Origin of the sequence: Parafrankia colletiae (assembly GCF_001854655.1) — a bacterium.
Lineage (GTDB): Bacteria > Actinomycetota > Actinomycetes > Frankiales > Frankiaceae > Parafrankia > Parafrankia colletiae.
Genome location: NZ_MBLM01000126.1, coordinates 82,584 through 108,382, shown reverse-complemented (window position 1 = coordinate 108,382; position 25,799 = coordinate 82,584). Strand labels below are relative to the sequence as shown.

Below are 25,799 nucleotides of genomic sequence, written 5' to 3'. Positions count from 1 at the left end.
GGAACCAGGAAGATCCCCCAAGCGGAGCTGCGGGCCGTCGCCGGACAGGCAGCCGCGACCTTTCTCCGCGCCTTCGGCACCGAGCCCTAGCCAGCTGTCGGTACATGAGTGAAGCTGCCCCGGTTTCGTTCACAGGTAGGGCTTTGAATGGTTATGCGGCGAGGCTCCAGGGAACGCAGGAACACTCATCGACATTCGCGCGCCGGCGCCGGCGCCGGCGCAGGCCCGGCGACTATGCGCCCGCCTCGGCCTTCCCAGCTGGCTGTTCGTGCAGGCTCCTCACCACATCGATGTTGTGGCGGTAGCCGACCGTCTCGTAGCCCACTACCGTCACCCACGGAGTGAAGGCCACCACGACGAGGCACCAGGTGACGGATACCCCGCCCGCGGCCATCAGGACGGGGGCGACCAGGAAGCCCACCGAAAGCGCGACCAGCAGCAGGTGGAACGGGTCGATGCTGCGGCTGATGACCGCGTAGAACAGGTACAGCGCGGACACGTACACCGCCAGCGGCACGACGACCGTCAGCACCGTCCCCACCAGCGACAGCTCGCTGTGGTGCTCCAGGAAGTACGCCGCCGCATGCAGCCCGGCCCCGACGCCGACGATCGCACCGAACAGCGGCAGGTGACCGTAGCCCCAGCCGAAGGACCGGCCCCGGCGGGCATGCAGGATCTCCCCGTGCGGGATCACGAAGTACGTCCACCACATCCCGAAGGTCAACGCCGTACCGGCGAGCGCGAGCAGTGCGACGTCGAACGTCAGGCCGGCGGTGGTCAGCGCGGTCAGGCTCACCATTGTGCCGAGCAATCCCTCACCGAGCGTGATGATGACCATCAGTCCGTACCGCTCGGCGATGTGATGCGCGTGCCAGGGCGTGCCGCCGAACCGGCGTTCCGCCAGCACCGGACCGCTCAGCTCGATCAGTACCAGCACCGCGATCAGCGCGAACGTCGTCCTGATCGGCAGGTCGACGATCGCCAGCGCGCACCAGCCGATCTGGGAGACGACGATGGACCCGATGTAGGCGGCGTGCGCGCCGCGGCGGGCCGGGTCCTGCCGGCTGGCTCGCAGCCACTGGATCAGCATCGCGACCCGCATCACGACGTAGCCCCAGACCATCACGTCGTTGTCCAGTGTCTCCCCGTGGTCGAGGGAGGCGAACATCGCCGGAAGGCCCAGCGCGAGCACCAGCACCCCGACCATCTGCAGCATGGTGGTCAGCCGGTAGAGCCAGTCGTCCGTGTCGTACGCCGACGCGAACCAGGCGAAGTTGATCCACGCCCAGGACACCGCGAACGTCGCGAAGGYGAACCCGACGATCCCGTCGGCCACGTGGTCGGCGGCGAGCGCGTGCGCCAGCTCGTTCGCCGCAGTCCCGAACGCCACCACGAACGCCAGGTCGAAGAGCAGCTCCAGCGGGGTCGCCGCCCGGTGTTCCTCCTGAGGATCCCGCCCCGCCATCCTGGACGTCCGATGCCGCAGGTTCTCCATCAGTGACCTCCTGAGGGGACTGTCGTCTTCAGCGGCCTTGACCTGGGATGGAGGAGTTCCGCAAGGCGGCCGGGCTAGTCGAACAGGGCGCTGACCGACTCGCCGTTGTGAATGTGCCGCATGGCCTCGGCGAGCGCCGGTGCGATGGAGAGAACCTTCAGCTTGGACGTCTGCTCGGCCTCGGGAACGGGCACCGTGTTGGTGCAGACGATCTCGAGGACGTCGGGCTGGTCACCGATCCGCTTCAGCGCCCCGTTCGCGAACAGCCCGTGGGTGCAGGCGACACGGATCGAGCGGACACCGATGTCACGGAGCCTGTCGAGCAGCTCGAGCACGGTGCTGCCCTTGGCGATCTCGTCGTCGAGAATGATGATGTCGCGGCCGGCCACCTCACCGATGACCGCGCTGATGGCGACCCGGTCGTCGGCGAACCGTTGCTTGGCCCCGGCGGCGACCGGAACACCGAGGCGCCGGGCGAACCGCGCCGCCTCCTTGGYGTTGCCGAGGTCGGGGGAGACGACGGTGGTGTTCGACAGGTCGTACTGGAGGAAGTGGTCGGCGAGCTCGCGCAGCGCGTGCAGGTGATCGACGGGAACGCTGAAGAACCCGTGCACCTGCGGGGAGTGCAGGGTCATCGCGAGGATGCGGCTGGCTCCCGCGGTGACCATCAGATCCGCGACGAGGCGCCCGCCGATGGAGATGCGCGGTGTGTCCTTCTTGTCCGACCGCGCATAGGAGTAGTGCGGGATGACGACGGTCGTCCGGGCGGCGGAGGCGCCCCTGGCGGCGTCCAGCATGAGGAGAAGCTCGACCAGGTGCTCCTGGACGGGGCGTACCAGCGGCTGGATGATGAAGATGTCACGCTCACGGCAGTTCGCCTGCAGCTGCACCTCGAGGCAGTCGTTGGCGAAACGGTCGATCTGGACCGGTGACAGCGGCACGCCCAGGTGCCTGCACACCTCGTCGGCGAGCTGCCGATGGGCGCTTCCGCTGAACACGGCAATCTCTCGCACGCACCGCTCCTGGCTGTTCGGGAGGTTGTCGGGATGTGTTCATCCTATGAGGGTGTCCGAGGCCGCTCAGCTGGTGTCCGGCGCGGGGCGGGGTGTCCGGTGAGGTGGATGCGCGGCGTGACGGTCCACGTGTGCCTTCGTGTGCCTTTACTCGTGCGGTAGTCCCTGTTGTCCGCAGGTGGCGAGCGCACGGGCGCCGCTGGTGGGTAGCCGGTCGAGCGCCAGGACCGTCAGGTCCTGCCGCACCGGCCTGATCGCGTCGGCCACGGGCTGGTAGCGGCTCTCCGCTTCGCTCGCCGCGATCAGCAGCTCCTCGGCCCCACCGAGGCGCAGGTTGGTCTCGAACGTGACCGACTGGACGTCGGTGGCAGCGAACAGGTCCCGGCTCCGCGCCACCGCGGCGCATCCTGCCGCCGCGTCCGCGGCCGCGTCGGACCCGTCACCCTGTTCGGTGGGCAGGCCGGCCGTCCGGCAGACGGCGAGCGCGGCCGGGACGGCCTCGGTCAGACCGGCGGCGTCCAGTGTTCCGGCGGCGTCCACGACCCGGTCGACGGCCTCCTCCAGCGTGCCCAGACGGCTGTCGTAGCTGGCCGCCGCGCGGACGAGACCCCCCACCCCGTTCATCCGGTGATGAGTCGGCCCCGGCTGCGAAAGGTCCACCGGCGGGCGCAGGTCATCCAGGCTGCGGGCCAGGGCCAGGCAGGCCGCTGTCGCGTCCGCCGGGGCCGCCGCGGGTCCGGTCGGCGCCGGGCCTTCGCCTGGCCGTTCGATGTCATTCCCACCGCAACCTGCGAGCAGGACGGCGACGGTAAGGAGCGCCACCGCCGGCCCCCATCGATACTGCCGAAATCCGCATCGCACGGCCCAAGTATGACAAAAAGGACGAGTCTGTTACTCGCCTGCCGAGATCCGCACCCTGAATGCCGCTGTCCGCACCGGCCAAAACCCGACGAACAGCGCCCACCCGTAACCGCGGGCACCCGAAATCCTCGTGCAGGTATGACAGCGTAGGGGCCGCTCGGTCCTGGAGGGGAACGCGACGGTCGCAGAAGGCCTGGTCCAGCCGATTGCCCGGTCCGCGAGGCGCGATGAGGGTCACAGGAGATGCTTGCGGATGTGGGCTGCGGTGCACACCAGATACGGCCCGCCGGAGGTGGTGGAAATCCGGGAGGTCGACAGACCCCGGGCTGGTGTCGGTGAGCTGCTGGTCAGGGTGCATGCGGCGACGGTGAACCGGACTGACTGCGGCTACCGGGCCGCCCGGTAGCTGGCGCGGATACCGGCAGGGGTCTCCTTCGAGCAGGCCGCGGCGGCCACGGAGGGCGCGCACTACGCCCTGTCGTTCATCACGAGGATCCCGGCCTGGGAGGGGAGGCGGGTCCTCGTGATCGGGGCGAGCGGGGCCATCGGTTCGGCAGCGGTCCAGCTTCTGAAGTGCCGGGGTGCCCGTGTCACGGCGGTGTGCGGGCCCGACGGGGTCGACCGGATGCCAGGGCTGGGCGCCGACGGGGTCATCGATCACACGACCCAGGACTTCACCCAGGACTTCACCCAGGACTTCACCCAGGACGAGGACGGCTACGACGCCGTGCTCGACGCGGTCGGCGCGAGTTCGTGGAGCCGGTGTCGGAGGCTGCTCCGGCCCGGCGGGGTGTACGCCTCGGGCGAGCCCGGCCGGTTCGCGCAGAACCTGCTGCTGGCGGCGCTCACCCCGCTGGCGCGCGGCAGGAAGGTGATGTTCCCGTTCCCCTCGATCGACCAGCAGATGGTCGAGCACCTCCGGGACCTGCTCGCCTCCGGGCAGTTCCAGCCGCTTCTGGACCGGCAGTACCCGCTGGAGGAGATCGTGGACGCCTACCGGTACGTCGAGTCCGGGAGGAAGCTCGGCAACGTGGTGATCTCGATCCGTTCGTGAGCACGCCCGTCCGCCACCGCGTCCACCACCCCGCCGGACATCACCGACGTCCACGCTCGGCGCCTCGCGATCCTRCCGGCCGCTCGGTGTAGATCCCGCATCGGAGTGGGACACCTCGGTGCAGGTCCTCCCTACGATCGCGGTTGTCGGGCCAGATACTTTTGCGGGGGTGCTGCCCGAGCGGCGCGCCGGAACCGAGGAGGCGGGGGATGGGCCTCGGCGTACGTCTTGATCGTGCGCAGCAGAGCAGGCCGAGTGTCGCGTTCCCGCTGGCGGTGGTCTACAAGTTCGCGGAGGACCAGGGCGGCTACCTCGCCGCGCTGATCGCGTTCTACGGCTTCCTCTCCTTGTTCCCGCTGCTGCTGCTGCTCGTGACCGGTCTGGGTTTCGTGCTCGCCGGGCATCCGGATCTGCAGGAGCAGCTCGTCAGCTCGGCGCTCAGCCAGTTCCCGATCATCGGTGATCAGCTGCGCAGCGACGTCCGCGCGCTGCGGGGCAGTGCGGCGGCGGTCGCGATCGGTGTGCTCGGCAGCATCTGGGGCAGCCTGGGGGTGGCCCGCGCGCTCGGGAACGCGCTGGACACGGTGTGGGCGGTGCCGCGGCGCTCCCGGCCGAACCCGTTCCTGGCGCGGGTGCGCAGCTTCGGGCTGATCGGCCTGCTGGGTCTCGGTGTGGTCCTGACGACCTTGCTGTCGGCGATCACGACCCGCGCGAGCGACCTCGGAACGGGGCTCGGCGCCGGCCTGCAGGTGCTGGCGGTGCTGCTCGGCATCGCCGGGAACACCGGCCTGATCCTGGTGGCGTTCCGCCTGCTCACCGTCAAGGACGTCTCGTTCCGGGCGAACCTGCCCGGGGCGGCGCTCGCGGCGCTGGGCTGGCAGGTAATCCAGTCCGCCGGTACCTACCTGCTGCAGTACCAGCTGCAGGGCCGCACCCAGGTGTACGGCCTGTTCGCCCTGGTGCTCGGCCTGGTCACCTGGCTGTACCTGCTGGCGGCGGTGATCGTGTTCGCCATGGAGATCAACTCGGTGCGGGTGGGCAGGCTCTACCCGCGGGCGCTGCTGACACCGTTCGTCGACGACGTCGTCCTGACCGACTCGGACCGGCGGGTGTACACCGCGTACGCGCAGGCGGAGCAGTTCAAGAGCTTCCAGCAGGTGGACGTCTCCTTCGACCAGGATCGGCCCATGGAGCTGCTGCACGCGATGCGTACCACGGGCACCTGCCGCCGGTTCCGGCCGGACCCGGTGCCCGACGACGTCCTGCTGGAGGCGTTCGACGCGGCGCGTTTCGGCCCGCAGGGCGGGAACCGCCAGCCGGTGCGGTTCGTGGTGGTCCGTGACCCGGAGCACCGCCGCGCGCTCGCGGACCTCTACCTGGCCCGTTGGCAGCCCTACCTGGACGAGCGCGGGATCACGGCGACGCCGGACACGGACCACTTCGTGCGCACCCTGGCGGACGTCCCGGTGCTCGTGGTGGTCTGTGCGAAGCTCGCGGCGCTGCACCCGACCGACACCGACCTGGACCGGCTGAGCATCGTCGGCGGGGCGTCGGTGTATCCGATCGTGCAGAACCTCTGCCTCGCGCTGCGCGGCGCCGGCGTCGCCACCGCGCTGACGACGCTGCTCGTCGCGGACGAGCCGAAGGTGGCGGCGCTGCTCGGCATCCCGGAGGGGTACGCGACCGCGGCGCTCCTGGCGGTCGGCTACCCCGAGCGGGACTTCCCGCGGCGCCTCCGCCGCCGCCCCGTCACCGACCTCGTGTTCGGGGAGTCCTTCGGCCGCCCGCTGGCCGATCCCGAGATGCCCGCGTCCCCGGAACCCGGCCGGTAGCGGCGCGGGCACTGGCCGACGATGGTTTCGGCGAGGTCATGGCACGGACAGGTTCCGTGCCTATCGGTAGCTCGTGACGATCGTGTCCAGCTCCCGCTGCAGCCCGTCGAGCGTAACTCCCAGGACGTCTTCCTGGATCAGGGTCAGGAGACGGCGACGGGTCAGCGGAGTTCCGTCGGTCAGAGCACGGGACGCCGACGACGACGGATCCGAGACGAGGCCCAAGGCCAGTATGCCGGGTGATATCAGCCCGAGTTGCCACCGATTGCTGACCTGCTCCGCTGCCAACAGCGCAGTCCTGGTCGTGCCGGTCAGCGGAGCTCCCAGCCAGAGCCCGCGCGGCGCTGGATCCGGGTCCGCCACTGCGCCGGCGGCCCGTTCCATGCGCCGTATCGTCTCGGGGTCGCGCGATTCCAGCCAGATGCGGCTCCACCGGCCACTGGAGTGCGCGTCCCAGATCGTCAGCAGCATCACACGGGTGTCGAGCGGGGCGCCGCCGCGTCGACTGGTCGTGACGTGGTGGAGTGCCGATCTCGCCGATTCGGTGAACCGGTCGACCTGCGGGAGGGTCGTGGCCGGCGATGGGTCGGTCCTGGGCGGGGCCGGTTCCCRCACCGTGCCTGCCGGGGACGATCTTCGGGCGGGCGCGATCCGCAACTCCATCCAGTCGTGGAACCTGGCCCAGACGACGAGCAGCGGGACGGTCAGAACCAGGGGAGGAAGAAAGCCGAGTCCGGCGGGAGCTTCCGCTACCACAAGTACGACCGAGGATCCGACCACCAGCCCGAGCACCAGAAGCATGGCGCACACCTCGGCGGCGAAGGCGAACGTCACGCATCGTTTCCCGCCACGGCGTACCACGAACAGTGCGACCGCCGAGTAGCAGCCGGTCAGGAGTGCCACGCCAGAAAGGCCGATCAGCAATTTCAGGGTGGCGTTTCCGCCGATGAGGGCGCTTGCGACCACGAACAGAACAAAGCTCGTCGCGAGTGCCAGGAAGAGCCCCGTCCTCTGGAGCCCTGTCTCCTCCGGGTCTGGCTCGAAAACCGGACGATTGCCTGCGTTGCTGGTCATGTCATGCGCTCGGGGGTGAGTGCCGGGGTTCCGTGGGTGTACGACCGCGGTGTGCCTCGGTGGTACACCCGGAGGGCTGCGGCCAGCTCGGAATCCAAACTGCGCTCACCCCCGTGACCGGTCATCTTCGTCATTTTACGGGACAGTCAACAGCGAGTCAGCCGGTTCGGGGTCGGTTCGGCGTCTCCGGCCTAAGAGCAGGAAAACCGCCGGAACCGGCGCTCGGGTCCGTTCTCGGCTTCGCCCGAACCGCCGGCATTCGCGACCAGAAGGTCGACACCCGCGAAGTACTCGGCCGCCGTATCGACGAACCGTTCGACGTCGCCGGCTGGTGACACGGGCAGGTGCCTGTTCCTGCTGCCGGGCCGTGTCCGGAAGCCGCGGCCGGTGCGCCGTTTCGCGGTGGTGAGCTGCGGCTTCGGGTGAGTGGGGCGACACTGGACGGGTGGCCTCACGGGAGCATGTCAGAGTCGAGGTGACCGGGATCGTGCAGGGCGTCGGGTTCCGTCCCTTTCGTCCATGGCCTGGCGACGCGGCTGGGGCTCGGCGGCGAGGTCGGTAACGACAGCGAGGGCGTCCACATCGAACTGGACGGCGACCGGCGCCGCATCACCGCGTTCCTCACCGCGCTGCGGGACGAGGTCCCGCCACTGGCCCAGATCGAGTCCGTGGACGTCACCCCCGTGGACGTCACCCGCCTGGCGGTGCCGCCGGTGGGCCGGCCGGAGTTCCGCATCGTGGAGAGCGCGGCGGCGGCCGGCGCGGGCGGGCCCCGAACCCAGGTCTGCGCGGACAGCGCCACCTGCGACGACTGCCTCGCCGAGCTCGCCGACCCAGCGGACCGCCGCTACCAGTATCCGTTCATCAACTGCACCAACTGCGGGCCGCGCTTCACGATCACCCTGGACGTGCCCTACGACCGGGTGGCGACGACGATGGCCCCGTTCCAGATGTGCGCGCGGTGCAGCGCGGAGTACCACGACCCGACCGATCGCCGCTTCCACGCCCAGCCGGTGTGCTGCCCGGCCTGCGGCCCCACCCTGGAGTTCCGCCCGGGGCCGGGGTTCTGGCTCACACCCGAGTTCCGGTACGGCCCCGGCCTGAGGGTGGGCGCCGGACTGCGGCCGCCCGACGCCGCCGTCCGTGCCGGCGACCCGGCGCGGCGGTCCGCCTACGCGCTCGACCAGGCGGCCGGGCTGCTGCGGGCCGGCGGCATCCTCGCCGTCAAGGGCCTGGGCGGGTACCACCTCGCCGTGCGCGCCGACGACGAGCACGCGGTCAGCGCCCTGCGTCGGCGCAAGCACCGCGAGGGCAAGCCCTTCGCCGTCATGGCGCGCGGCCTGGCCGACGTCGAGCGGATGTGCTTCCTGGACCCGGCCGCGCGCGCCCTGCTCACCGGCCGCCGGCGCCCCATCGTCCTGCTCGACCACCGAGGCGGCCCGCCGCACATCGCGCCGTCGGTCGCGCCCGGTGTCGCGACGATCGGGGTGATGCTGCCGTACACGCCGCTGCACCATCTGCTGCTTGCCCGCCTACCCGGTCCGATCGTGCTCACCAGCGGCAACATGTCCGACGAGCCGATTGTCTTCGAGGACGACGCGGCCCTGCGCGCGCTCGCCCCGGTGACGGACGGGTTCCTCCGCCACGACCGCGCGATCCACACCCGGCTCGACGACTCGGTCGCCCGGTCGGTGCGCGGGCGGGAGACGCTGGTGCGCCGCTCCCGTGGCTACGCCCCGGAGCCGGTGACCCTGCCGGAGGCGCTGGAGTTCCGACGTCCCGTGCTCGCCTGCGGCGCCGAACTGAAGAACACCGTCTGCCTGGCGGCGGGCCGGCGCGCCTACCTGTCCGGGCACATCGGCGACCTGGAGAACCACCAGACGCAGCGAGCGTTCACCGGCGCGATCGAACACCTGCGGCGGCTGTTCGACATCCGGCCCGAGTTCGTCGCGCACGATCTGCACCCGGAGTACCTCTCCACCAAGTGGGCGCTCGACCAGGATCTGCCCGTGATCGGCGTGCAGCACCACCATGCGCACATCGCCTCCTGCCTGGCCGACAACAGGCAGGCCGGGCCGGTGATCGGGGTGGCCTTCGACGGGCTGGGCTTCGGCGTCGACGGCACCCTGTGGGGCGGCGAGTTCCTCTGGGCCGACCTGGCCGGCTTCGCCCGGGTCGGGCATTTCGAGGCGGTGCCGCTGCCGGGCGGGGCGGCGGCGGTCCGCGCGCCGTGGCGGATGGCCGCGGCCTACCTGCTGGCCTGCGGCGCCGACCACCCGGAGACCCTCGCCGTCGCGCACCGCAACGCCCCGCAGTGGGACGCCGTCACCCGCCTCGCCCAGGCGCGGCCGATCGTGCCACTGACCAGCAGCGTCGGCAGGCTCTTCGACGCGGTCGCGGCGCTGGTCGGCGTCCGCGACACGATCCGGTACGAGGGCCAGGCCGCGATCGAGCTGGAACGGATCGCGGCACCCGGCGACCACGGCACCTACCCGGCCGGCGGTGGCAACAACGGAACCGCCGAGGGCGCGGGCGGTGGGCAGGCCCTGCGGCTGCGCGGTACCGACCTGATCGCCGGTGTCGTGGAGGACCTGCGGGACGGTGTCGAGGCGCCGGTCATCGCGGCGCGCTTCCACAGCGGCCTGGCCCGGCTCACCGTCACCACCTGCGTGACGCTGCGGGAGCTGATCGCCGCGCCGGGCGCGGGAACCGTGGCGCTGTCCGGGGGCGTGTTCGCGAACCTGCGCCTGTTCGGCGACGTGGTGGACGGCCTGACCCGTGAGGGGTTCACCGTGCTGACCCACTCCCGGGTGCCGTGCAACGACGGCGGGATCAGCCTGGGCCAGGCCGTGGTGGCCGGCGCAAGGATCAACGAGGCCCGGGCGGCCGGGGCGCGCAGCCGGCGCAGYGGGCACGCAGCCAGCTGAGCCAGTCGGCCAGCCCGGTGCCGTCGGTCACCGACACCGCCACGACCGGCGCGGACGGGTTGACCTGGCGGACCGCGTCGGTGAACAGCTCTCCGTCGAACGCCAGATACGGCAGTAGATCAACCTTGGTGAGCAGGATGAGATCCGCCGCCCGGAACATGTGCGGGTACTTGCTGGGCTTGTCCTCGCCCTCGGGGACGGACGCCAGCACCACGCGGGCCGATTCGCCGAGGTCGAACAGTCCGGGGCACACCAGGTTGCCCACGTTCTCGATGAGGACCACCGACCCGCCCGGCAGGTCGAGGCCATCGGGCGGGTCCAGCGCGCGCAGCGCCCGCCCCACCGTCGGAGCGTCCAGGTGGCAGCCGGTACCGGTGTTCACCTGGACCGCGGGGGCGCCGGTGGCACGGATGCGCCGGGCGTCGAGCGCTGTCTCCTGGTCGCCTTCGACCACCGCGCACGCGACCGTGCCGGCCAGCGCCAGGATCGTGTGCTCCAGCAGCGTGGTCTTCCCCGCCCCCGGGGAGCTCATCAGGTTGACCGCACAGGCCCGCCGCGCCGCCAGCCACGCCCGGTTGGCATGGGCGGCCTCGTCGTTGTGGGCCAGGACGTCCAGCTCCAGACGCAGGGTTCGAGCCCGCGCGTTCTCGGAGCCGTCCAGCCGGCTCCGCCCATCGCAGCCGCAGGTGCCACACATCGAGACCACCTCCCGTGCCCGTCCTCAGCCCGCCTGCCGTGAGCCCGCCTGCCGCGCCGACTCCTCCCCGACCGCCGCGGGCCGTGCGGGTTCCACCTCGACCGCGGTGATCCGGACCTGCTCGCCGCCCGTCAGGTCGATCTCATGGCTGCCGCAGGGGCACGGCGTGAGCAGGTCCGGCAGCGCGACGTCGCTGCCACACCGGCGGCACCGGCCGTGCCCGGGCGGCTCGGTGACGTCCAGGCACGCACCCTCGAGCGGGGTGCCGGCGGCGACCAGGTCGAAGCAGAACCGCACGGGGTCGGTCATCACCCCGGAGAGCCGGCCGATCTCGACGGCCACCCGGGTGACCCGCAGGTCCGACGGCACCCGTTCAGTGATCATGTCGACGAGGCCGACGGTGACCGAGAGCTCGTGCACCTGCCCGCCGCCGCTCAGCAGATCCGGGGCAGCGGGTCGCCGACGAGCAGGTCGACGATCCGGGTGCCGCCGAAGGTCGTGTTCAGCAGCACGGTTCCCGGCGGTTCGTCGACGACCCGGCCGATCACCGCCGCGCCCGCGCCGAGCGGATCCGCGCGCAGCGCCGCGAGCGCCGCGTCGACCGCCTCGGGGGCGACGACCGCGACCATCCGGCCCTCGCAGGCCACGTACAGCGGGTCGAGGCCGAGCAGCTCACAGGCACCGCGGACCTCGGTGCGCACCGGCACCGCGTCCTCGTCGACCACGACCCCGACACCGGACGCCCGCGCCACCTCGTTGAGGATCGTTGCCACCCCGCCGCGGGTTGCGTCCCGCATCGCGCGCAGCCCGCCGTGCTCGCTGTGCCCGTCGTGCCTGCCGTGGTCCGAATGTGGGCCTGTCGCCGTGAGCAGCCGGGCGGCGAGCCCGGTCAGCGGGGCGGTGTCCGACCGGATGTCGGCACTGATGTCCAGGTCGCCACGAGCCAACAGCACGGTGATGCCGTGGTCGCCGATCGGCCCGGTGACCAGGACGGCATCCCCCGGCCGGGCCATGGAGGCGCCGAGGCGCAGGTCGGGGTCGACCAGGCCCACGCCGGTGGTGGTGATGTAGCACCCGTCGGCCCGGCCGCGCTGGACGACCTTGGTGTCCCCCGTGACGACCGAGACTCCCGCGCGGGCTGCCGCCCCGGCCAGGTCGCCGACGATGCGCCGCAGCTCCCCGACGTCCATCCCCTCCTCCAGGATGACCGCACAGGCCAGGTGCAGCGGCCGGGCGCCGGCGACCGCCAGGTCGTTGACCGTGCCGTTCACCGCCAGGTCGCCGATGCTGCCGCCGGGAAAGAACAGGGGCGTCACGACGAAGGAGTCCGTGGTCAGGGCGAGGCGCTCGGCGCCGGCGGTGAACACCGCGGCGTCCTCCAGCGGCTCCAGCAGCGGGTTGCGCAGGGCCTCGAGGAACACCGCGTCGATCAGCGTCGCCGTGGCCTTGCCGCCGGCGCCGTGTGCCGACGTGATGTGGGTGTCGCGCAGCTTCGGTCGCCGCCGCCTCGCCGCCTCGACCCGGTCGAGGACCCCGGCACCACCCCYCCCMCCCCYCCCMCCCCYCCCGCCGCTCCCGCCGCCGGTACCGCCTGCCCCGCCTCTCTGCGCTGCTGCCGTCATACGGTGCTCACCGCCTTCGCAGCCTTCGCGTTGCCCGCGCTGCTGCTCTCGGTGCCCAGCGTGCGGTGCCGGAGGCGCCCGAAGTTGTAGAAGGCCGCGCAGGCCCCTTCGGGGGAGACCATGCATGCCCCGATCGGGGTCTCCGGCGTGCACCCGGTACCGAAGACCTTGCACTCCCACGGTTTGATGACGCCGGTGAGCACCTCTCCGCACTGGCAGGCCTTCGGATCCTCCACCCGGGCTCCCGGCGGCGCGAAGATCCGCTCCGCGTCGAAGGCGGCATAGCGCTCCCGCACCTGCATGGCCGACCACGGGATGCGGCCCAGGCCGCGCCACTCGAAGTCGGCGCGTGGTTCGAGCACCTCGTCGATCGCGGCGAGCGCGACCGGGTTGCCCTCGGCGGCGACGACCCGGGTGTACTGGTTCTCCACCTCGCAGCGCCCGTCGCGCAGCTGGCGCAGCAGGTGGTGGATGGACTGCAGGATGTCCAGCGGCTCGAAGCCGGAGACCACCAGCGGCCGGCCGTAGTCACGCGGGATGAAGTCGTAGGGCCGGCAGCCGATGACCGTCGAGACATGGCCCGGGCCGACGAAGCCGTCCAGCCGCACATCGGGGGAGTCGAGGATCGCCCGCAGCGCCGGGACGATCGTGATGTGGTTGCAGAAGATCGAGAAGTTCTGCAGCCCCTCCTGCGCCGCGCGGCGGACCGTCATCGCCGTCGACGGCGTGGTGGTCTCGAACCCGATGGCCATGAAGACCACCCTCCGGTCGGGGTTCGCCCGCGCGATCTTCAGCGAGTCGAGGGGGGAGTAGACCATCCGGATGTCGGTGCCCTCGGCGTTCGCGTCGAAGAACGAGCCGTGGCTRCCCGGGACGCGCATCATGTCCCCGAACGAGGTCATGATGACCCCGTCCTGACGGGCGATGTGCATGGCATCGTCGACCCGGCCCATCGGGATGACGCAGACGGGGCAGCCCGGCCCGTGCACCAGGGAGACGGCCGGCGGGAGGTGGTCCTCCAGCCCGTGTTTGTAGATCGTGTGGGTGTGCCCGCCGCACACCTCCATGAAGGCGTAGTCACGCCCGGGTTCGCAGAGTCCGGCGATGCGGGCGGACAACGCCCGCGCCGTGCCGGCGTCCCGGTACTCGTCGACGAAACGCATCAGCTCCACCTCTCCGGTCAGCCTCGCCCGTATGCCCGATGGACGGTCCGGTCAGTCGATGGACGAGGCACGCAGGGCCGCCAGCTCGTCGTCGTAGGCCCGGCCGATGCCGGTGAGGAACTCCATCGCGGCCTGCGCCTCCGCCTCGTCGATCCGTGAGAGGGCGAAGCCCACATGGATCAGGACCCAGTCCCCCGGACGGGGCGGGCAGGCGTCCAGCAGACCGATGTTGATCGCCCGCCGGACCCCGCTGACGTCAACCGTCGCGATGTCCGGATTGTCCGGTCGGATCGCCACGACCTCGCCGGGGATGCCAAGACACATCCGGATCACAGCCGGCTGAACTCGAGGTAGCGCCGTACATCCGGGGCCACCGTGACAGCGACTGCGCCGAGGCCCGCCGCCGCGGCGGTGAGCAGCACCCAGTGAGACATGATCACTCCCTTGTGGACAGTTCGATCACCGGTGGTTCGATGAGCGAGAGGTTGATGGGCAGCGGGACGGGGAAGAGCGCGTCCGTGCTGGTCACGGGTGGCCCGTCCGGGCTACCGGTGCCGATGATCGAGCGGATCAGGGTGAGCGCCGGCGCGACCGCGGCGGCCACCGGTGCGGAGAGCCCGATCTGGTGGTCCACCCGCGCCGGCTCGCAGCCGACCAGCAGTACCCGGTCGAGGTCGCCGCCGAGCGTCGCGACCAGATCGAGAACGGCGTCCGGTCGCATCCCGTGGGCGTCGAGAGAGACCGGCGTCCGCGCGCCGCCGAGGTCGACCAGCGAGACGGTGCCCGGCGGGCGGCCCTGGCCGAGCGCGTCGACGAGCACCACCGTCCCGTACCCGGAGCACAGGTCGAAGGCGAGCTGCAGGCCGCTGATCCCGTAGTCGGCGGCGGTGACCCCGGGCGGCACGCCGCCGCGCAGCAGGCGCCGCACCACCTCGACGCCGAACCCGTCATCACCGAGCAGGAGGTTGCCAACCCCGGCGACCAGCGTGCGGGCGGCCGGTCCGGCTCCGGTGGCCGCCCCGTTCGTGCCCGTCCCCGGCGTGGTCATCGGGCCTCCAGTTCGTCGGGCGTGAAGTACAGGAAGCGGCCGAACTCGCGGCGCAGATCCGCGCCGGGGTCGTCGTCGAGGGTGACCGCGACATGGGTCTGCCCGTCCACGTCGTGCAGGACGGTGGCGACGGTGGCCGCCGCGCCGTCGACGAACATGTCCTGCGCGTCCGTGCGCATGACCTCACCCGGCGGCCACGTCGCCTCCGGGCTCGGAGTCCCGGCCGCCGTGGCCGTTGTGGCCGCCGTGGGCGTCGTGGCCGGGACGGGCATCGCCGTCGGGATTCCGCGTGGGCGGATCCGTACCGCGCTGCCCGGGGCCAGATGTGCGGGCGCCTCCGGGTCCGGAGTGCCTGCCGCGCTCGGCGGGGTGACCGTGGTCCGGCCGTGCAGTTTCTCGACCATGGCCGGCGCGAGCTCGGCGACGGCGTCGAGCAGGTCCGCCGCCCGCGGGTCCGTCGCTCGCACACCCTGGCGCTCGGCGTCGGTGAGGGTGGACGTCCGCAGGGCCAGCATCTCGTCGATCTCCGTCGCGTCGCAGAACGGCGCCGGGCTCTCGGCGGCGATGCGGGGATGGTCCGGCAGGATGATCGGCGCGGCGAGGACCGTGTCGGCAGGTCCGGCCTGGCCCAGCAGGGCGGGCCACAGCCGCTCGTTGACGCAGGCCCGCGCCGCGTCCGCCGCCCACTCGGGTGGGTCGGTCAGGGAGAGGAAGCCGCCCCCGTCGGCCCGGGCGACCAGGTGGACGCCGAGGAACGCGGTGGCGAGTGCGGCGTCCCGCTCGTCCGCCCGGGGGATGGTGTCGGCCGGGGGTTCCACGTCGGCTGGAGGTTCCATGGCAGAGGTGTTGCGGATCGTGACGCGGATCCGGAACCCCCCGAAGGGGCCAGGCAGCCGCTGGGCATCGAGGAGAACCTCGCCCCGCCGCCCGCTCGGGCCGTCAGCGGCCAGCACCCGTCGGGTGGGGGCGGCGAGCAGATCGCCGACCTGTACCGCGAAGCCCATCGCAGCCTCGCCGCGGCGAGCGGTGCTGGCCGGCGCCGCCGACCCGGGCGCGGTGTCGCCCTGTTCCCACAGCCAGCGGACGCCGACCCTGAGCCGGGCGTCCGCCCGCCCGTCGAGGAGGAACTCGGTGTGCGCGTTGCTGTGCTCTCCGCTGCCCGGGGCGGCGGCGGCCGGCGGCATCAGGACGCCGAACTGCCAGTGGTGCTGGTTCTTCAGCGCGTCGGCCCGGTACGGGTAGAGGAGGTAGCCCTCGTAGAGGACCGTGTCGGACACCGCCCGCGCGGCCTGGTCCAGGAAGGCGAGGGGGTCCGCTCCGGCTCTGTCGACTCTGGTCATGGTGCGCCTCCGGCGAGCAGCGAGGTGATCGCGGCGTCCGCGGTGGGGATCGCGCGGTCGCGCCGGTAGCGGGCCAGGGCATCGACGGTGCTCCGGTCCAGGCGCAGCCACGCGGTGCCGGGGAAGTACAGGTCGATCAGCTCGCGCCAGGTCGTCACCGGCAGCCGGTAACGGGCCTCCAGGTGCCAGGGCACCTGCTCGACGCGTAGCCCGTGCGGGCCAAGGCCGAACACGGTTCCGCTGAACAGGAGGTCCAGGGGGATCACACCATCGCGCAGCGAGCTGAAGTAGTTCCCGGAGGCGACCTCGAGGTCATAGGTGCAGGGCACCGTGAGATCGACATCCGCGGCGCCGGCGAAGCCCGGGACCATCGCGGAGACCGTCGCGAACTGGATCGGGTGCGGCGGGCCGGCACCGAACAGCCCGGTCAGAGCCTGTGTCTCCGCGTCGTCGTAGCGGCGGCGGGCGGTCTCGATGCGGATCTGGCAGCGCAGCGCCAGCGCGTGCAGCCGCTCGCCGCTGTTCTCCTCGATGTGCAGGCGGAACAGCAGTGCCGGCGCCGCCGCGTGCCGGAGCGGGGCGACGTCGACGCAGCTGAAGGTCAGATCGGCCATCATCCGGCCCCCGTGCCCGTGCCCGTGCCCGTGCCCGTGCCCGCTCGGCGGCGGGCGTCGGCGAGGAACGCGGCGAGCCGCGCGCGGGCCTCGGCTCCGCCGTCGAAGCCGCGCCAGTGCAGCCGCAGCTCGCCGACGAGCCGGTAACAGGCATCGATCGGCAGCAGGTAGCCGCTCTGGCCGTCGCGGGTGACGTGGACGAGCAGCGCCTCGACATCGGGCTCCGGCAGCCAGCCGGCGGTACCGGCCGGGGCGGCGGAAGGAGTGAGGTCGGACGGCAGCTCGCAGTGTGTCGCCCCGGCGGGGCTCGGGTAGAACGCGCTGATCTGCCCGTCGTGGATGACGAAGAACGCGAGGCCCACCGGTATCGCCGCGGCCGCGAGCAGCTCGGAGGCGGCCGGGAACCGGGGCGCGTACCGGTACCGGGTGGGGATCGCCCGGTACCGCCCACCGCCTGAGCCGGCAGCGGTGAACAGCAGCCGGCACCCGGCACAGACGCACAGGATGGAGCGTGCGCCGAGATCCGCGACGTGCCCGTGCCCACCCGGCTGCCCGCCAGCCTGCCCGTCCGACGTCCCGCCCGGCATCGACTCGCCGCAGAACTCGCACCGGGGGGCGCGGCCGGCTGCCGGGTCGCGGGCGAGGAAGCGGTGCAGCGTGGCGGTCACGCGCTCACTCCGACGACGGGCAGCAGGGTGCGTCCCGCGGCCAGGTCGTCCGCCTCCGCGCGGCCGCCTTCGACGGTGATGGTCACCTCGGGGGCGAGGACGGCGATGGCGTCCTCGACGGCGGCGGCGACAGCGGGGCTGGCCGGGGGAACGGCCGGGCGTACCACGACCACCCGGGCCTCCTCCGGTCCGGTGATCTCGAAGGTGGGGGTCTGGCTCCCCAGCTGTTCCCGGACCTGCGCGAACGCCTGCTCGACGCGCTGGCTGGTCCCGACGGGGTGCAGGCCGTGCATGGCCAGCAGGGCCCCCAGCTGGGGGTCCGCACCCCACAGCCGGACGGTGTCGTCACCCGTGAGCTGGGCCAGCCGGGCCAGGCCCGAACCGTAGAACTCCATCAGGGCCCGGACGATCTCCTCCGCGAGCACCCGGGTCCGGTTCTCCCCGAGCTGGTCCAGCCGGGCCAGGAGGTCGTCCACCCGGGCTGCGGCGACCCGCGGATCCGCGGCGGCCGGTGCGGTGGCCGCGGGTGTGGGTGCGGCGGGTGTGGGTGCGGCGGGKGTGGTGGGCGAGGCGGGCACGGKGGGTGCTGAGGKTGTGGCTGTCATGGGGGTCAACCCGCGGGGGTGAAGGCGTGCGGGGTGTGCACGACCTGGAGGGTCCGCCCGGTGCCCGTGTGCATGTGGACGCCGCAGGGCAGGCAGGGGTCGAAGCTGCGGACGGTGCGCATGATGTCGATGCCCTTGAACGACTCCGGCGGGTTGTTCTCGAAGATCGGCGTGTTCTGGACCGCGTCCTCGTACGGGCCGGGTGTTCCGTACACGTCGCGCACGCTGGCGTTCCACGGGGTCGGCGGGTAGGGGTGGTAGTTCGCGATCCGACCGTCCCGGATGACCATGTGGTGCGACAGCACCCCGCGCACGGCTTCGGTGAAACCGCAGCTCACGGCGTCCTGCGGGACGTCGAACGGTTCCCAGGTGCGGGTGTTCCCGGCCCGCACCTCGGCCAGCGCCTGCTCGGCGAAGTACAGCGCGCAGGCAGCGGCATAGGCCTGGAAGTAGGTGCGGGCCCGGTTGCGCTCCAGCGCGTTGCTCCAGCGGGGGATCGCCCACTCGTAGGCGCGCTCGCCGACCGTCGCCGTCTTCGGCAGCGTGATCCTGACACTGTGCCCGGTCGCGCGGACGTAGCCGATGTCGACCAGCCCGGACAGCGCGGTGCTCCACAGCCGCGCGATCGGGCCACCCCCGGTGTCGAGCGGGAGGTGGTCGGTGCCGTCGAACCAGCGCGGCGACATGACCCAGGAGTACTTGTCGTCGAAGTCGCGCCGCCCCGGACGGGGGATGGTGTGCTGGTTCCAGGGATGGTGGCGGTCCACCGGGTTGCCCAGCGGGTCGGTGGTGACGAACATCGGCTGGTCGTCCCAGTCCTCGTAGTACGAACTGCCCAGCAGGATGCGGATCCCGAGGTTGATGTCGACCAGGTCGTTGGTGACGAGCTCGCCGTCGACGATCACGCCCGGGGTGACGAACATGTGCCGGCCCCAGTCGGCCATGTTCCGGTAGCTGAAGTCGCAGTGCGCCGGATCGTTGAACGAGCCCCAGCACCCGAGCAGGACCCGGCGCCGCCCGACCTCCTCGTAGCCCGGGAGCGCCTGGTAGAAGAAGTCGAACAGGTCGTCGTGCATCGGCACGACACGCTTGAGGAACTCGACGTAACGCATCAGTCGGCTGAGGTAGTCGGTGAACAGCTGCACCGACGCCACCGTGCCCACCCCGCCCGGGTAGAGCGTGGACGGATGGACGTGCCGCCCCTCCATCAGACAGAACATCTCCCGGGTCAGCCGGCTCATCGCCAGGGCCTCGCGGTAGAACTCGCCCTCGATGGGGTTGAGCGCGTGCATGATGTCGGCGATGGTGCGGTACCCGTGGTCGCCGGCGTGTGGCGACTCGGTGTTCCGGGCCAGCTCGAGAACCTCGGGATTCGTCTCGGCGACCATCTTCTCGCAGTAGTCCACCCCCACCAGGTTCTCCTGGTAGATGTTGTGGTCGAACATGTACTCGGCCGCCTCGCCGAGATTGAGGATCCATTCGCCGAGATGCGGCGGCTTCACGCCGTAGGCCATGTTCTGCGCGTAGACGGAACAGGTCGCGTGGTTGTCACCGCAGATCCCGCAGATGCGGCTGGTGATGAAGTGCGCGTCGCGCGGGTCCTTGCCCTTCATGAAGATGCTGTAGCCGCGGAAGATCGACGACGTGCTGTGGCATTCGACGACCCGGCGGGCCGGCCAGTCGATTTTCGTGTAGACACCGAGGCTGCCGACGATGCGGGTGATCGGGTCCCACGACATCTCCAGCAGGTTCGAGCCCCGGGCGTCGGTTTCCCTGTGCGCCGAGGTGGTCGTCATGTCAGCACCTTCTCCCGCTGGTCTGCGCTGTCCCGGTGCGCGTGGACGTCCCGGTGCCGCCAGCGCGGCTCGATGTCCGCCTTGTGCGCGGTGATCGCGCGGAGCCGGCGGATGACCGCCCCGTACACACCACTGGCCAGGGTCGAGACGTGCGCGCCCGGCGGTTCGTCCATGAACGGCATGAAACGGTCCGGGAAGCCGGGCATCGTGCAGGCGATGCAGATGCCGCCGACGTTCGGGCAGCCGCCGATCCCGTTCATCCAGCCGCGCTTGGGGACGTTGCATTTCACCACCGGCCCCCAGCAGCCGATCTTCACCAGGCATTCGGGTGTTCCGTACTCGGTGGTGAACTGGCCTTCCTCGTAGTAGCCGGCCCGGTCGCAGCCCTGGTGCACGGTCGCGCCGAACAGCCAGCGCGGCCGTAGCTGGTCGTCCAGCGGAATCATGGGCGCCTGGCCGCTCGCCTGGTAGAGCAGGTAGGTGATGGTCTCCGACAGGTTGTCCGGCTGCACGGGGCACCCCGGAACGCACACGATCGGGATCTGGGCCTTCGATTTCCAGTCCCACCCGAGATAGTCGGGAACGCCCATCGCCCCGGTCGGGTTCCCGGCCATCGCGTGGATGCCGCCGTACGTCGCGCAGGTGCCGGCGGCGAGGACGGCGAGTGCCCGGGGGGCGAGGCGGTCCAGCCAGGTGCTGGTCGGTATCGGCTGGCGGGTCTGCGGATCGTTCCCGAACCCGCACCAGTAGCCCTCGCCGGTGATGAGGTCCTCGTTCGGGATGGACCCTTCGACCACGAGCACGAACGGTTCCAGCTCGCCGCGCTCGGCCCGGCGGAACCATTCGATGAACGTGTCCGCGCCCTGCTCGGGGCCGGACYCGAAATCGATGAGCGGCCAGTGCACGCTGACCTTGGGCAGCCCGGGCAGGGTGCCGAGCACGATGTCCTCGATGCTGGGCTGTGTCGCCGCGGTGAGCGCGACCGAATCCCCGTCGCAGCTCAGACCGGCGTTGATCCAGAGAATGTGGATCGGATCCTCGACTGTGGACACGGTTCCCCCACCCCTTCCGTCGTCGACCGATCACGGGTCCTTCACGCGACGGCGATCGCCTCCCCGGCGTGCACCAGCACGGTGTCGCCTGCCTGCGCCGCCACCAGCGCGATGCTGATCTCCGCCACGCCCGTCGAGGCCCGCGCCAGGGCCAGCCCGCCCTCCTCCAGACGGACGACCTCCATCTCGATCACTCCGTCGGAGCAGGTCACGCAGTGGTTCGTTTCGCCGGCGGGATGACACGGTGGGGCGCTCGGGCTGGTTACGTCCGCAGGATCCTTGCAGTGCGTGTTCACGGCCTAACGGTACGTCTGTGATGTGGGCCCCACCACTCGACGATCTGGGCCGCGGGCCCGGGACGGCCCGGGCCATGGCCCGCAGTGGCGGGAACGACGTCCCATCCGCCGAACCGGGCCGCCGTCGCGTTCTACGCTCGGGCCATGGCCTTCGCGTCCTTGCGCGATCTTGTCGCCGGTGGTGGCGTCGCCGTGCTCACCGGCGCCGGGATCTCGACCGGTTCCGGCATCCCGGACTACCGGGGCCCGAACGGCTCGCTGCGCCGGCACACCCCGATGACCTACCAGCAGTTCACCCGGGATGCGGAGTCCCGCCGCCGCTACTGGGCCCGCAGCCACGTCGGCTGGCATCACGTCGCCCGCGCGCGCCCGAACCCCGGGCACCGGGCGCTGGCGGAGCTGGAGGCGGCGGGTCTGCTGGACGGTGTCGTCACCCAGAACGTCGACGGCCTGCACAGTGCCGCCGGCTCGCAGCGGGTGATCGACCTGCACGGGAACCTCGCCCGGGTCCGCTGTCGCTCCTGCGGCGTGATGGGTACCCGGGCCGACCTCGACCGGCGGCTGCGCGCGGCGAACCCGGGTTTCGGCCTCAGGTTCGCCGCCGGCCCGCTGGGCGCCGAGGTCAACCCGGACGGCGACGTCACCCTCGCCGACCGGGAGATCGCGGACTTCGTCATGGTCGGCTGCCCGGGCTGCGAGGGGGACCTGGAGCCCGACGTCGTGTTCTTCGGCGCGACCGTCCCGCCCGAGCGGCTCGCGAGCGCCGTCACGCTGCTGAGCTCCGCGCGCGCCCTGCTCGTGCTCGGCTCCTCGCTGGCCGTCATGTCCGGCTACCGCTTCGTGCTGCGCGCCGCGGAGCTGGGCATCCCGGTCGGGATCGTCAACCAGGGCCCCACCCGGGGGGACACCCGCGCCGTCTTCACGCTCGACGCGCAGCTCAGCGCCGTCCTGCCGCGGCTGTCCGCCGAGCTGCTCGGTGCCGCCGCCCGATGAGCGGCCCGCCGCCGGGACGGCCGCGCGACCACCCGAAACGCACCGTGCGCGCCGGGCTCACCGTGCGCGCCGCCGGGGTGGGCGACGCGGCGACGGTTGTCGATCTCATCGAGTCCGCCTACCGGGGCGAGCGCAGCCGGGCCGGCTGGACGACCGAGGCCGATCTGCTCGACGGCCAGCGGACGGACCTCGCCATGGTCACGGAGGAGCTCGGCCGGCCCGACTTCCGCTTCCTCCTGGCGGCCGACCCCGGCGACCCTGGCGGCACCGTCGTCGGCTGCTGCCAGCTCCAGCGGCGCGACGGTGGCATCGCCTACTTCGGCATGTTCGCCGTCCGGCCCGAGCTGCAGGGCCGCGGCGTCGGTGACGCGCTGCTCGCCGCCGCCGAGCGGTTCGCGTGCCGCGAATGGTCCTCCAGGCGGATGGAGATGTTCGTGATCTCGCTGCGTGCCGAGCTGATCGCCTGGTACGAGCGGCGCGGCTACCGGCGCACCGAGCGGCGCGAGCCCTTTCCCTACGGCGACGAGCGTTTCGGCGTGCCGCGGCGCGCGGATCTCGCCTTCGTCGTCCTGGACAGGGACCTCCGGGACCCGGYGGACCGCATGGACGTCGATGCCTGGCCCCGGAACGCCGGAGACGCCGATGTCCAGGACAAGGGTGCCGCGGATGTCGATCCGGGAAACATCGGTCTCGGCAAACGGCAACAATCATCTTCGGGGTGACAACGGTGTTCTCCTGAACGGTCCACGTCGCGGCGTGCGTCCGGTCAGGGGAGAATAGCGGCGTGAACGCTGGCGTTGATCCACACCTGTCGATGATCCGTCCGGTTGTGCCGAACACGTCGCACGGCTGCGCCGAGTGCCTGCGGGTCGGGTCGGTCTGGGTGCATCTGCGGTTGTGTCTGAGCTGCGGCAACGTGGGCTGTTGCGACTCGTCCCCGATGCGCCATGCGCGGGCCCACGCGGCTGCCGAGGGGCATCCTGTCGTCCGGTCGCACGAGCCCGGTGAGGACTGGCGCTGGTGCTATGTGGACGAGACCTACGTCTAGTGCCAGCTGGTCCCGGCACCGGCGACCGAGTCGTGGCCGCCGGTGCCGGGACCGGTTCGTACCTGGCGCCGCTGGTGGGGCACGCGGTCGTGCCGGGCACGAGGGTGCCGGTCCGCGCCGCGGTGGAGCCCGCGTGGGCGCTAGTGACGCACCCCGTAGCGGTCATCGTGGTGGCGATGTTGACGGGACGCCCACAGCGGGGCGGCGATACCGACCAGAGCCACCGCGACGCCGACCTGGAGAACATGGCGAATCCAGTCGAAGCCCGACGTGTCGCGGACCCCGATAGCACTCGCGATGACATTTCCGACAAGGGCACCCACGATACCGATGGCCACGGTCAACCACAGTGGGATATCCTGCCGCCCGCGCCCGATGGCGTGCGCGATGAAGCGTGCAAGAACTCCGATGATGAGACCTGCCAGCACAATCCAAAGAATCTGAAACACGACGGACGGCCCCCTGGGTCGGGTGTTGGATGTCTACCGGTATCCCCGCCCTTCCGGCGTCGAAACGAAGTGGCCGACGAGACGGGATGTGTACGGATGGCGTTGATGGCGGAACGTGGCGGGAACGGCGCGGCGTTTGACGTGGGCGTTCGGCTGCTGACGCCGGACGGCGAACTCGTCGATGATCCGCGGTTCTCGGTGCGGGCCGGTTCGGGGCAGACCGAGTCCTTCTACCGGGAGATGGTGCGGGCGCGCCGCCTGGACGAGGAGGCGACGGCCCTGCAGCGCCAGGGCGAACTGGTCCTGTGGATCCCTCTGCGGGGGCAGGAGGCCGCCCAGGTGGGCTCCGCCGCCGCCGCCCGGCCGGGTGACTTCCTCTTCCCCAGCTACCGGGAGCACGCCGTGGTGTGGCACCGCGGCATCCCCGCGGTGGATGTCCTGCGCCTGCTGCGCGGGGTCTCGCACGGCGGCTGGGATCCCGAGCGGTATCAGGTCGCCAACTACGTGCTGGTGCTGGCCTCGCAGACGCTGCACGCCGTCGGGTACGGGCTGGGCGTGCGGATGGACGACCTCACCCGCCGGCCCGACCTGAACGGTGCGGCTGGCACGGGAGACACGGGAGGCACGGCTGGCGCAGTGGGCACGGGCGGTGATGGCCAGGTGGTGATGGTCTATCTGGGCGATGGGGCGATGAGCCAGGGGGATGCGAACGAGGCGTTCGTGTGGGCGGCGAGTTTCGCGGTGCCGGTGGTGTTCTTCTGCCAGAACAACCAGTGGGCGATCTCCACGCCCAGCAGCCGGCAGTCGCCCGTCCCGCTCGCGCGGCGTGCCGAGGGTTTCGGCTTCCCCGGGGTACGGGTCGACGGCAACGACGTCCTGGCGGTGCACGCGGTGACCAGCTGGGCGCTCGACCACGCCCGCGCGGGGGGTGGTCCCGTCCTCATCGAGGCGAACACCTACCGGATGGCGCCGCACACGACGTCCGACGACGCGACGAGGTACCAGCAGGCCGCCGAGCTGGCCTGGTGGCAGGCCCGGGATCCGATCGACCGGCTCGGGCGGCTGCTGGCCCACAGCCATGACGCGGCCTGGTTCGAGCAGGTCAGAGCCGAGGCCGACACGGCCGCGGCCGCACTGCGGCGCGAGTGCCTGGCCCTGCCCGACCCGGCGCCCCGCTCGCTGGTCGATCATGTCCTGGTTGGTGACTCCTCACTACTGCGCGAGCAGCGGGGGCAGATCTGGGAGGGTTGACGCCGTGATAGACGTTGAACTCCGCGGCGGACCCGTTCCTCCTCCCGCCTCCGGTGAGTCGGCCGGAGCTGACCAGACGTCCGGGGCCCCGCAGGTCGCGGTCATCCGCATCGACCGGCCGGAGCGCCGCAACGCGCTCGACATCGAGCACTGCGAAGGACTGCGGGCCGCGCTCGGGCGGGCGGAGGACGCCGGTGCGCGCGCGATCGTCCTCACCGGTGTCGGATCGAGCTTCTGCGCGGGGGCGGACCTCAACCAGGTCTACGGCGAGGCGTTCACCGACGCGCTCTACAACGCGCTGCACGCGATCACGGACACCCCGCTGCCGGTGATCGCGGCGGTGAACGGGCCGGCGATCGGCGCCGGGCTGCAGCTCGCGCTCGCCGCGGACCTGCGGGTCGCGGCCGACAGCGCCGTGTTCGCGATCCCGACCGCCCGGCTGGGACTGGCCGTCGACCCGTGGACGCTGAGCCGCCTCGCCGCGCTCGCCGGCGGCGGAACGGCGCGCGCCGTCGTGCTCGGCTGCGAGACCGTCCCGGCGGCGCGGGCGCTCGGCGTCGGCCTGGTCCAGCGGGCCGGGGACCTGGACGTCGCGCTGGCCTGGGCGGACGAGCTCGCCGGCCTGGCGCCGCTGACGCTGGCCTACTCCAAGCAGGCGTTCAACGAGGCCACCGACACCGGCGCGGTCCCGTCGGAGGCGGTGACCGCCGCCTACGAGGCATGCTGGGCCAGCGAGGATGCGCAGGAGGGCCGCCGGGCCCGCGCGGAGAAGCGGGCCCCGGTCTTCCAGGGCAAGTAGGGCACGTAGGGCCGCCGACGTCCGACGGAGGCTGGCGAGAGGCGGGGGCGGCTGTGGGAAGCGCGACGGTGGGAAACACGGCGGTGGGAAGTACAGCGGTGG

The 25,799-nt window shown here is 71.7% G+C and carries 26 protein-coding genes and 1 pseudogene; 8 read left to right on the top strand and 19 right to left on the bottom strand.

Annotated elements, in window-relative coordinates; translation table 11 throughout:
- Positions 1–232 precede the first annotated feature (232 nt).
- The 3 genes from CC117_RS19405 to CC117_RS19395 form a co-directional block, all read right to left on the bottom strand.
- Positions 233–1,495 carry a low temperature requirement protein A gene (locus CC117_RS19405; RefSeq protein ID WP_071086171.1) on the bottom strand — a complete coding sequence of 421 codons (1,263 nt, stop codon included), beginning with the start codon at positions 1,493–1,495 and terminating at the stop codon, positions 233–235.
- A 74-nt stretch (positions 1,496–1,569) separates the two neighbouring features.
- Positions 1,570–2,508 carry a ribose-phosphate diphosphokinase gene (locus CC117_RS19400; protein ID WP_071086169.1) on the bottom strand — a complete coding sequence of 313 codons (939 nt, stop codon included), beginning with the start codon at positions 2,506–2,508 and terminating at the stop codon, positions 1,570–1,572.
- Between the two features lie 147 nt (positions 2,509–2,655).
- Positions 2,656–3,330, bottom strand: coding sequence for a hypothetical protein (locus CC117_RS19395; protein WP_071086167.1), 675 nt, complete (start codon positions 3,328–3,330; stop codon positions 2,656–2,658).
- 562 nt (positions 3,331–3,892) lie between these two features.
- On the opposite strand from CC117_RS19395, the gene CC117_RS39215 reads away from it, so the two are divergent.
- Together CC117_RS39215 and CC117_RS19385 are read left to right on the top strand one after the other, a co-directional pair.
- Positions 3,893–4,423 carry an NAD(P)-dependent alcohol dehydrogenase gene (locus tag CC117_RS39215; protein ID WP_256385396.1) on the top strand — a complete coding sequence of 177 codons (531 nt, stop codon included), beginning with the start codon at positions 3,893–3,895 and terminating at the stop codon, positions 4,421–4,423.
- Between the two features lie 209 nt (positions 4,424–4,632).
- Positions 4,633–6,255 carry a YhjD/YihY/BrkB family envelope integrity protein gene (locus CC117_RS19385; RefSeq protein ID WP_071086165.1) on the top strand — a complete coding sequence of 541 codons (1,623 nt, stop codon included), beginning with the start codon at positions 4,633–4,635 and terminating at the stop codon, positions 6,253–6,255.
- Between the two features lie 60 nt (positions 6,256–6,315).
- On the opposite strand, the gene CC117_RS19380 is transcribed toward CC117_RS19385, so the two are convergent.
- Positions 6,316–7,329 (bottom strand): hypothetical protein, encoded by a 1,014-nt coding sequence (locus tag CC117_RS19380; RefSeq protein ID WP_071086163.1) that lies wholly within the window; start codon positions 7,327–7,329, stop codon positions 6,316–6,318.
- A gap of 445 nt (positions 7,330–7,774) precedes the next feature.
- Here CC117_RS19380 and hypF point away from each other — a divergent pair.
- Positions 7,775–10,196: pseudogene (hypF, locus tag CC117_RS19375) on the top strand (carbamoyltransferase HypF); the annotation flags it as partial.
- Between the two features lies 1 nt (position 10,197).
- On the opposite strand, the gene hypB reads toward hypF, so the two are convergent.
- Genes hypB through CC117_RS19310 form a run of 14 tightly spaced genes read right to left on the bottom strand, consistent with a single transcriptional unit; the run spans position 10,198 to position 21,073 of the window.
- A complete protein-coding gene (gene hypB / locus CC117_RS19370; RefSeq protein WP_071086192.1) occupies positions 10,198–10,953 on the bottom strand; it encodes a hydrogenase nickel incorporation protein HypB in 756 nt (251 codons plus the stop codon).
- A 24-nt stretch (positions 10,954–10,977) separates the two neighbouring features.
- Complete coding sequence (locus CC117_RS19365; protein WP_071086161.1) at positions 10,978–11,373, bottom strand: hydrogenase maturation nickel metallochaperone HypA/HybF; 396 nt, start codon at positions 11,371–11,373, stop codon at positions 10,978–10,980.
- Positions 11,374–11,387: 14 nt separating this feature from the next.
- Complete coding sequence (hypE, locus tag CC117_RS19360) at positions 11,388–12,575, bottom strand: hydrogenase expression/formation protein HypE (protein ID WP_084132411.1); 1,188 nt, start codon at positions 12,573–12,575, stop codon at positions 11,388–11,390.
- Positions 12,572–13,738, bottom strand: coding sequence for a hydrogenase formation protein HypD (hypD, locus tag CC117_RS19355; RefSeq protein ID WP_071086188.1), 1,167 nt, complete (start codon positions 13,736–13,738; stop codon positions 12,572–12,574). Before hypD ends, hypE begins: the two co-directional genes overlap by 4 nt.
- Positions 13,739–13,789: 51 nt before the next feature.
- Entirely contained in the window at positions 13,790–14,062 is a 273-nt protein-coding gene (locus CC117_RS19350; protein ID WP_071086186.1) for a HypC/HybG/HupF family hydrogenase formation chaperone, read from the bottom strand.
- A gap of 5 nt (positions 14,063–14,067) precedes the next feature.
- On the bottom strand, positions 14,068–14,172 hold the full coding sequence (locus CC117_RS40595) for a DUF6893 family small protein (RefSeq protein WP_407671419.1): 105 nt from the start codon (positions 14,170–14,172) through the stop codon (positions 14,068–14,070).
- 2 nt (positions 14,173–14,174) lie between these two features.
- Positions 14,175–14,786, bottom strand: a complete 612-nt coding sequence (locus tag CC117_RS19345) for a hydrogenase maturation protease (protein ID WP_071086159.1) — start codon at positions 14,784–14,786, stop codon at positions 14,175–14,177.
- Complete coding sequence (locus tag CC117_RS19340) at positions 14,783–16,126, bottom strand: hypothetical protein (RefSeq protein ID WP_071086157.1); 1,344 nt, start codon at positions 16,124–16,126, stop codon at positions 14,783–14,785. Before CC117_RS19340 ends, CC117_RS19345 begins: the two co-directional genes overlap by 4 nt.
- Complete coding sequence (locus CC117_RS19335) at positions 16,123–16,740, bottom strand: DUF6084 family protein (RefSeq protein ID WP_071086155.1); 618 nt, start codon at positions 16,738–16,740, stop codon at positions 16,123–16,125. The genes CC117_RS19340 and CC117_RS19335 overlap by 4 nt, the downstream gene beginning before the upstream one ends.
- A complete protein-coding gene (locus CC117_RS19330) occupies positions 16,740–17,408 on the bottom strand; it encodes a DUF5947 family protein (protein ID WP_071086153.1) in 669 nt (222 codons plus the stop codon). Before CC117_RS19330 ends, CC117_RS19335 begins: the two co-directional genes overlap by 1 nt.
- Entirely contained in the window at positions 17,405–17,986 is a 582-nt protein-coding gene (locus tag CC117_RS19325; RefSeq protein WP_071086151.1) for a hypothetical protein, read from the bottom strand. The genes CC117_RS19330 and CC117_RS19325 overlap by 4 nt, the downstream gene beginning before the upstream one ends.
- Before the next feature lie 32 nt (positions 17,987–18,018).
- Positions 18,019–19,809: a nickel-dependent hydrogenase large subunit gene (locus CC117_RS19320; RefSeq protein ID WP_071086150.1), complete on the bottom strand. Its 1,791-nt coding sequence runs from the start codon at positions 19,807–19,809 to the stop codon at positions 18,019–18,021.
- Complete coding sequence (locus CC117_RS19315) at positions 19,806–20,861, bottom strand: NADH-quinone oxidoreductase subunit B family protein (RefSeq protein ID WP_071086148.1); 1,056 nt, start codon at positions 20,859–20,861, stop codon at positions 19,806–19,808. Before CC117_RS19315 ends, CC117_RS19320 begins: the two co-directional genes overlap by 4 nt.
- A gap of 41 nt (positions 20,862–20,902) precedes the next feature.
- On the bottom strand, positions 20,903–21,073 hold the full coding sequence (locus CC117_RS19310) for a HypC/HybG/HupF family hydrogenase formation chaperone (RefSeq protein WP_018637291.1): 171 nt from the start codon (positions 21,071–21,073) through the stop codon (positions 20,903–20,905).
- Between the two features lie 228 nt (positions 21,074–21,301).
- Here CC117_RS19310 and CC117_RS19305 point away from each other — a divergent pair, with 228 nt between their 5' ends.
- The 3 genes from CC117_RS19305 to CC117_RS19295 all read left to right on the top strand — a co-directional run bounded on the left by CC117_RS19305 (position 21,302) and on the right by CC117_RS19295 (position 23,198).
- Positions 21,302–22,150, top strand: a complete 849-nt coding sequence (locus CC117_RS19305) for a Sir2 family NAD-dependent protein deacetylase (RefSeq protein ID WP_071086184.1) — start codon at positions 21,302–21,304, stop codon at positions 22,148–22,150.
- Positions 22,147–22,872, top strand: coding sequence for a GNAT family N-acetyltransferase (locus tag CC117_RS19300; RefSeq protein ID WP_084132410.1), 726 nt, complete (start codon positions 22,147–22,149; stop codon positions 22,870–22,872). Before CC117_RS19305 ends, CC117_RS19300 begins: the two co-directional genes overlap by 4 nt.
- A 92-nt stretch (positions 22,873–22,964) precedes the next feature.
- Positions 22,965–23,198 (top strand): UBP-type zinc finger domain-containing protein, encoded by a 234-nt coding sequence (locus CC117_RS19295; RefSeq protein ID WP_035740747.1) that lies wholly within the window; start codon positions 22,965–22,967, stop codon positions 23,196–23,198.
- A gap of 140 nt (positions 23,199–23,338) precedes the next feature.
- Here the strand turns inward: CC117_RS19295 and CC117_RS19290 are convergent, their stop codons facing one another.
- The gene (locus CC117_RS19290; protein ID WP_071086144.1) at positions 23,339–23,647 is read right to left on the bottom strand and encodes a GlsB/YeaQ/YmgE family stress response membrane protein; all 309 of its coding nucleotides are present in this window, start codon (positions 23,645–23,647) and stop codon (positions 23,339–23,341) included.
- 96 nt (positions 23,648–23,743) lie between these two features.
- Between CC117_RS19290 and CC117_RS19285 the strand changes: the two genes are divergently transcribed.
- Both CC117_RS19285 and CC117_RS19280 read left to right on the top strand, forming a co-directional pair.
- The gene (locus CC117_RS19285; RefSeq protein WP_071086141.1) at positions 23,744–24,898 is read left to right on the top strand and encodes a thiamine pyrophosphate-dependent enzyme; all 1,155 of its coding nucleotides are present in this window, start codon (positions 23,744–23,746) and stop codon (positions 24,896–24,898) included.
- 4 nt (positions 24,899–24,902) lie between these two features.
- The gene (locus CC117_RS19280; RefSeq protein ID WP_071086140.1) at positions 24,903–25,697 is read left to right on the top strand and encodes an enoyl-CoA hydratase; all 795 of its coding nucleotides are present in this window, start codon (positions 24,903–24,905) and stop codon (positions 25,695–25,697) included.
- Positions 25,698–25,799: the final 102 nt, after the last annotated feature.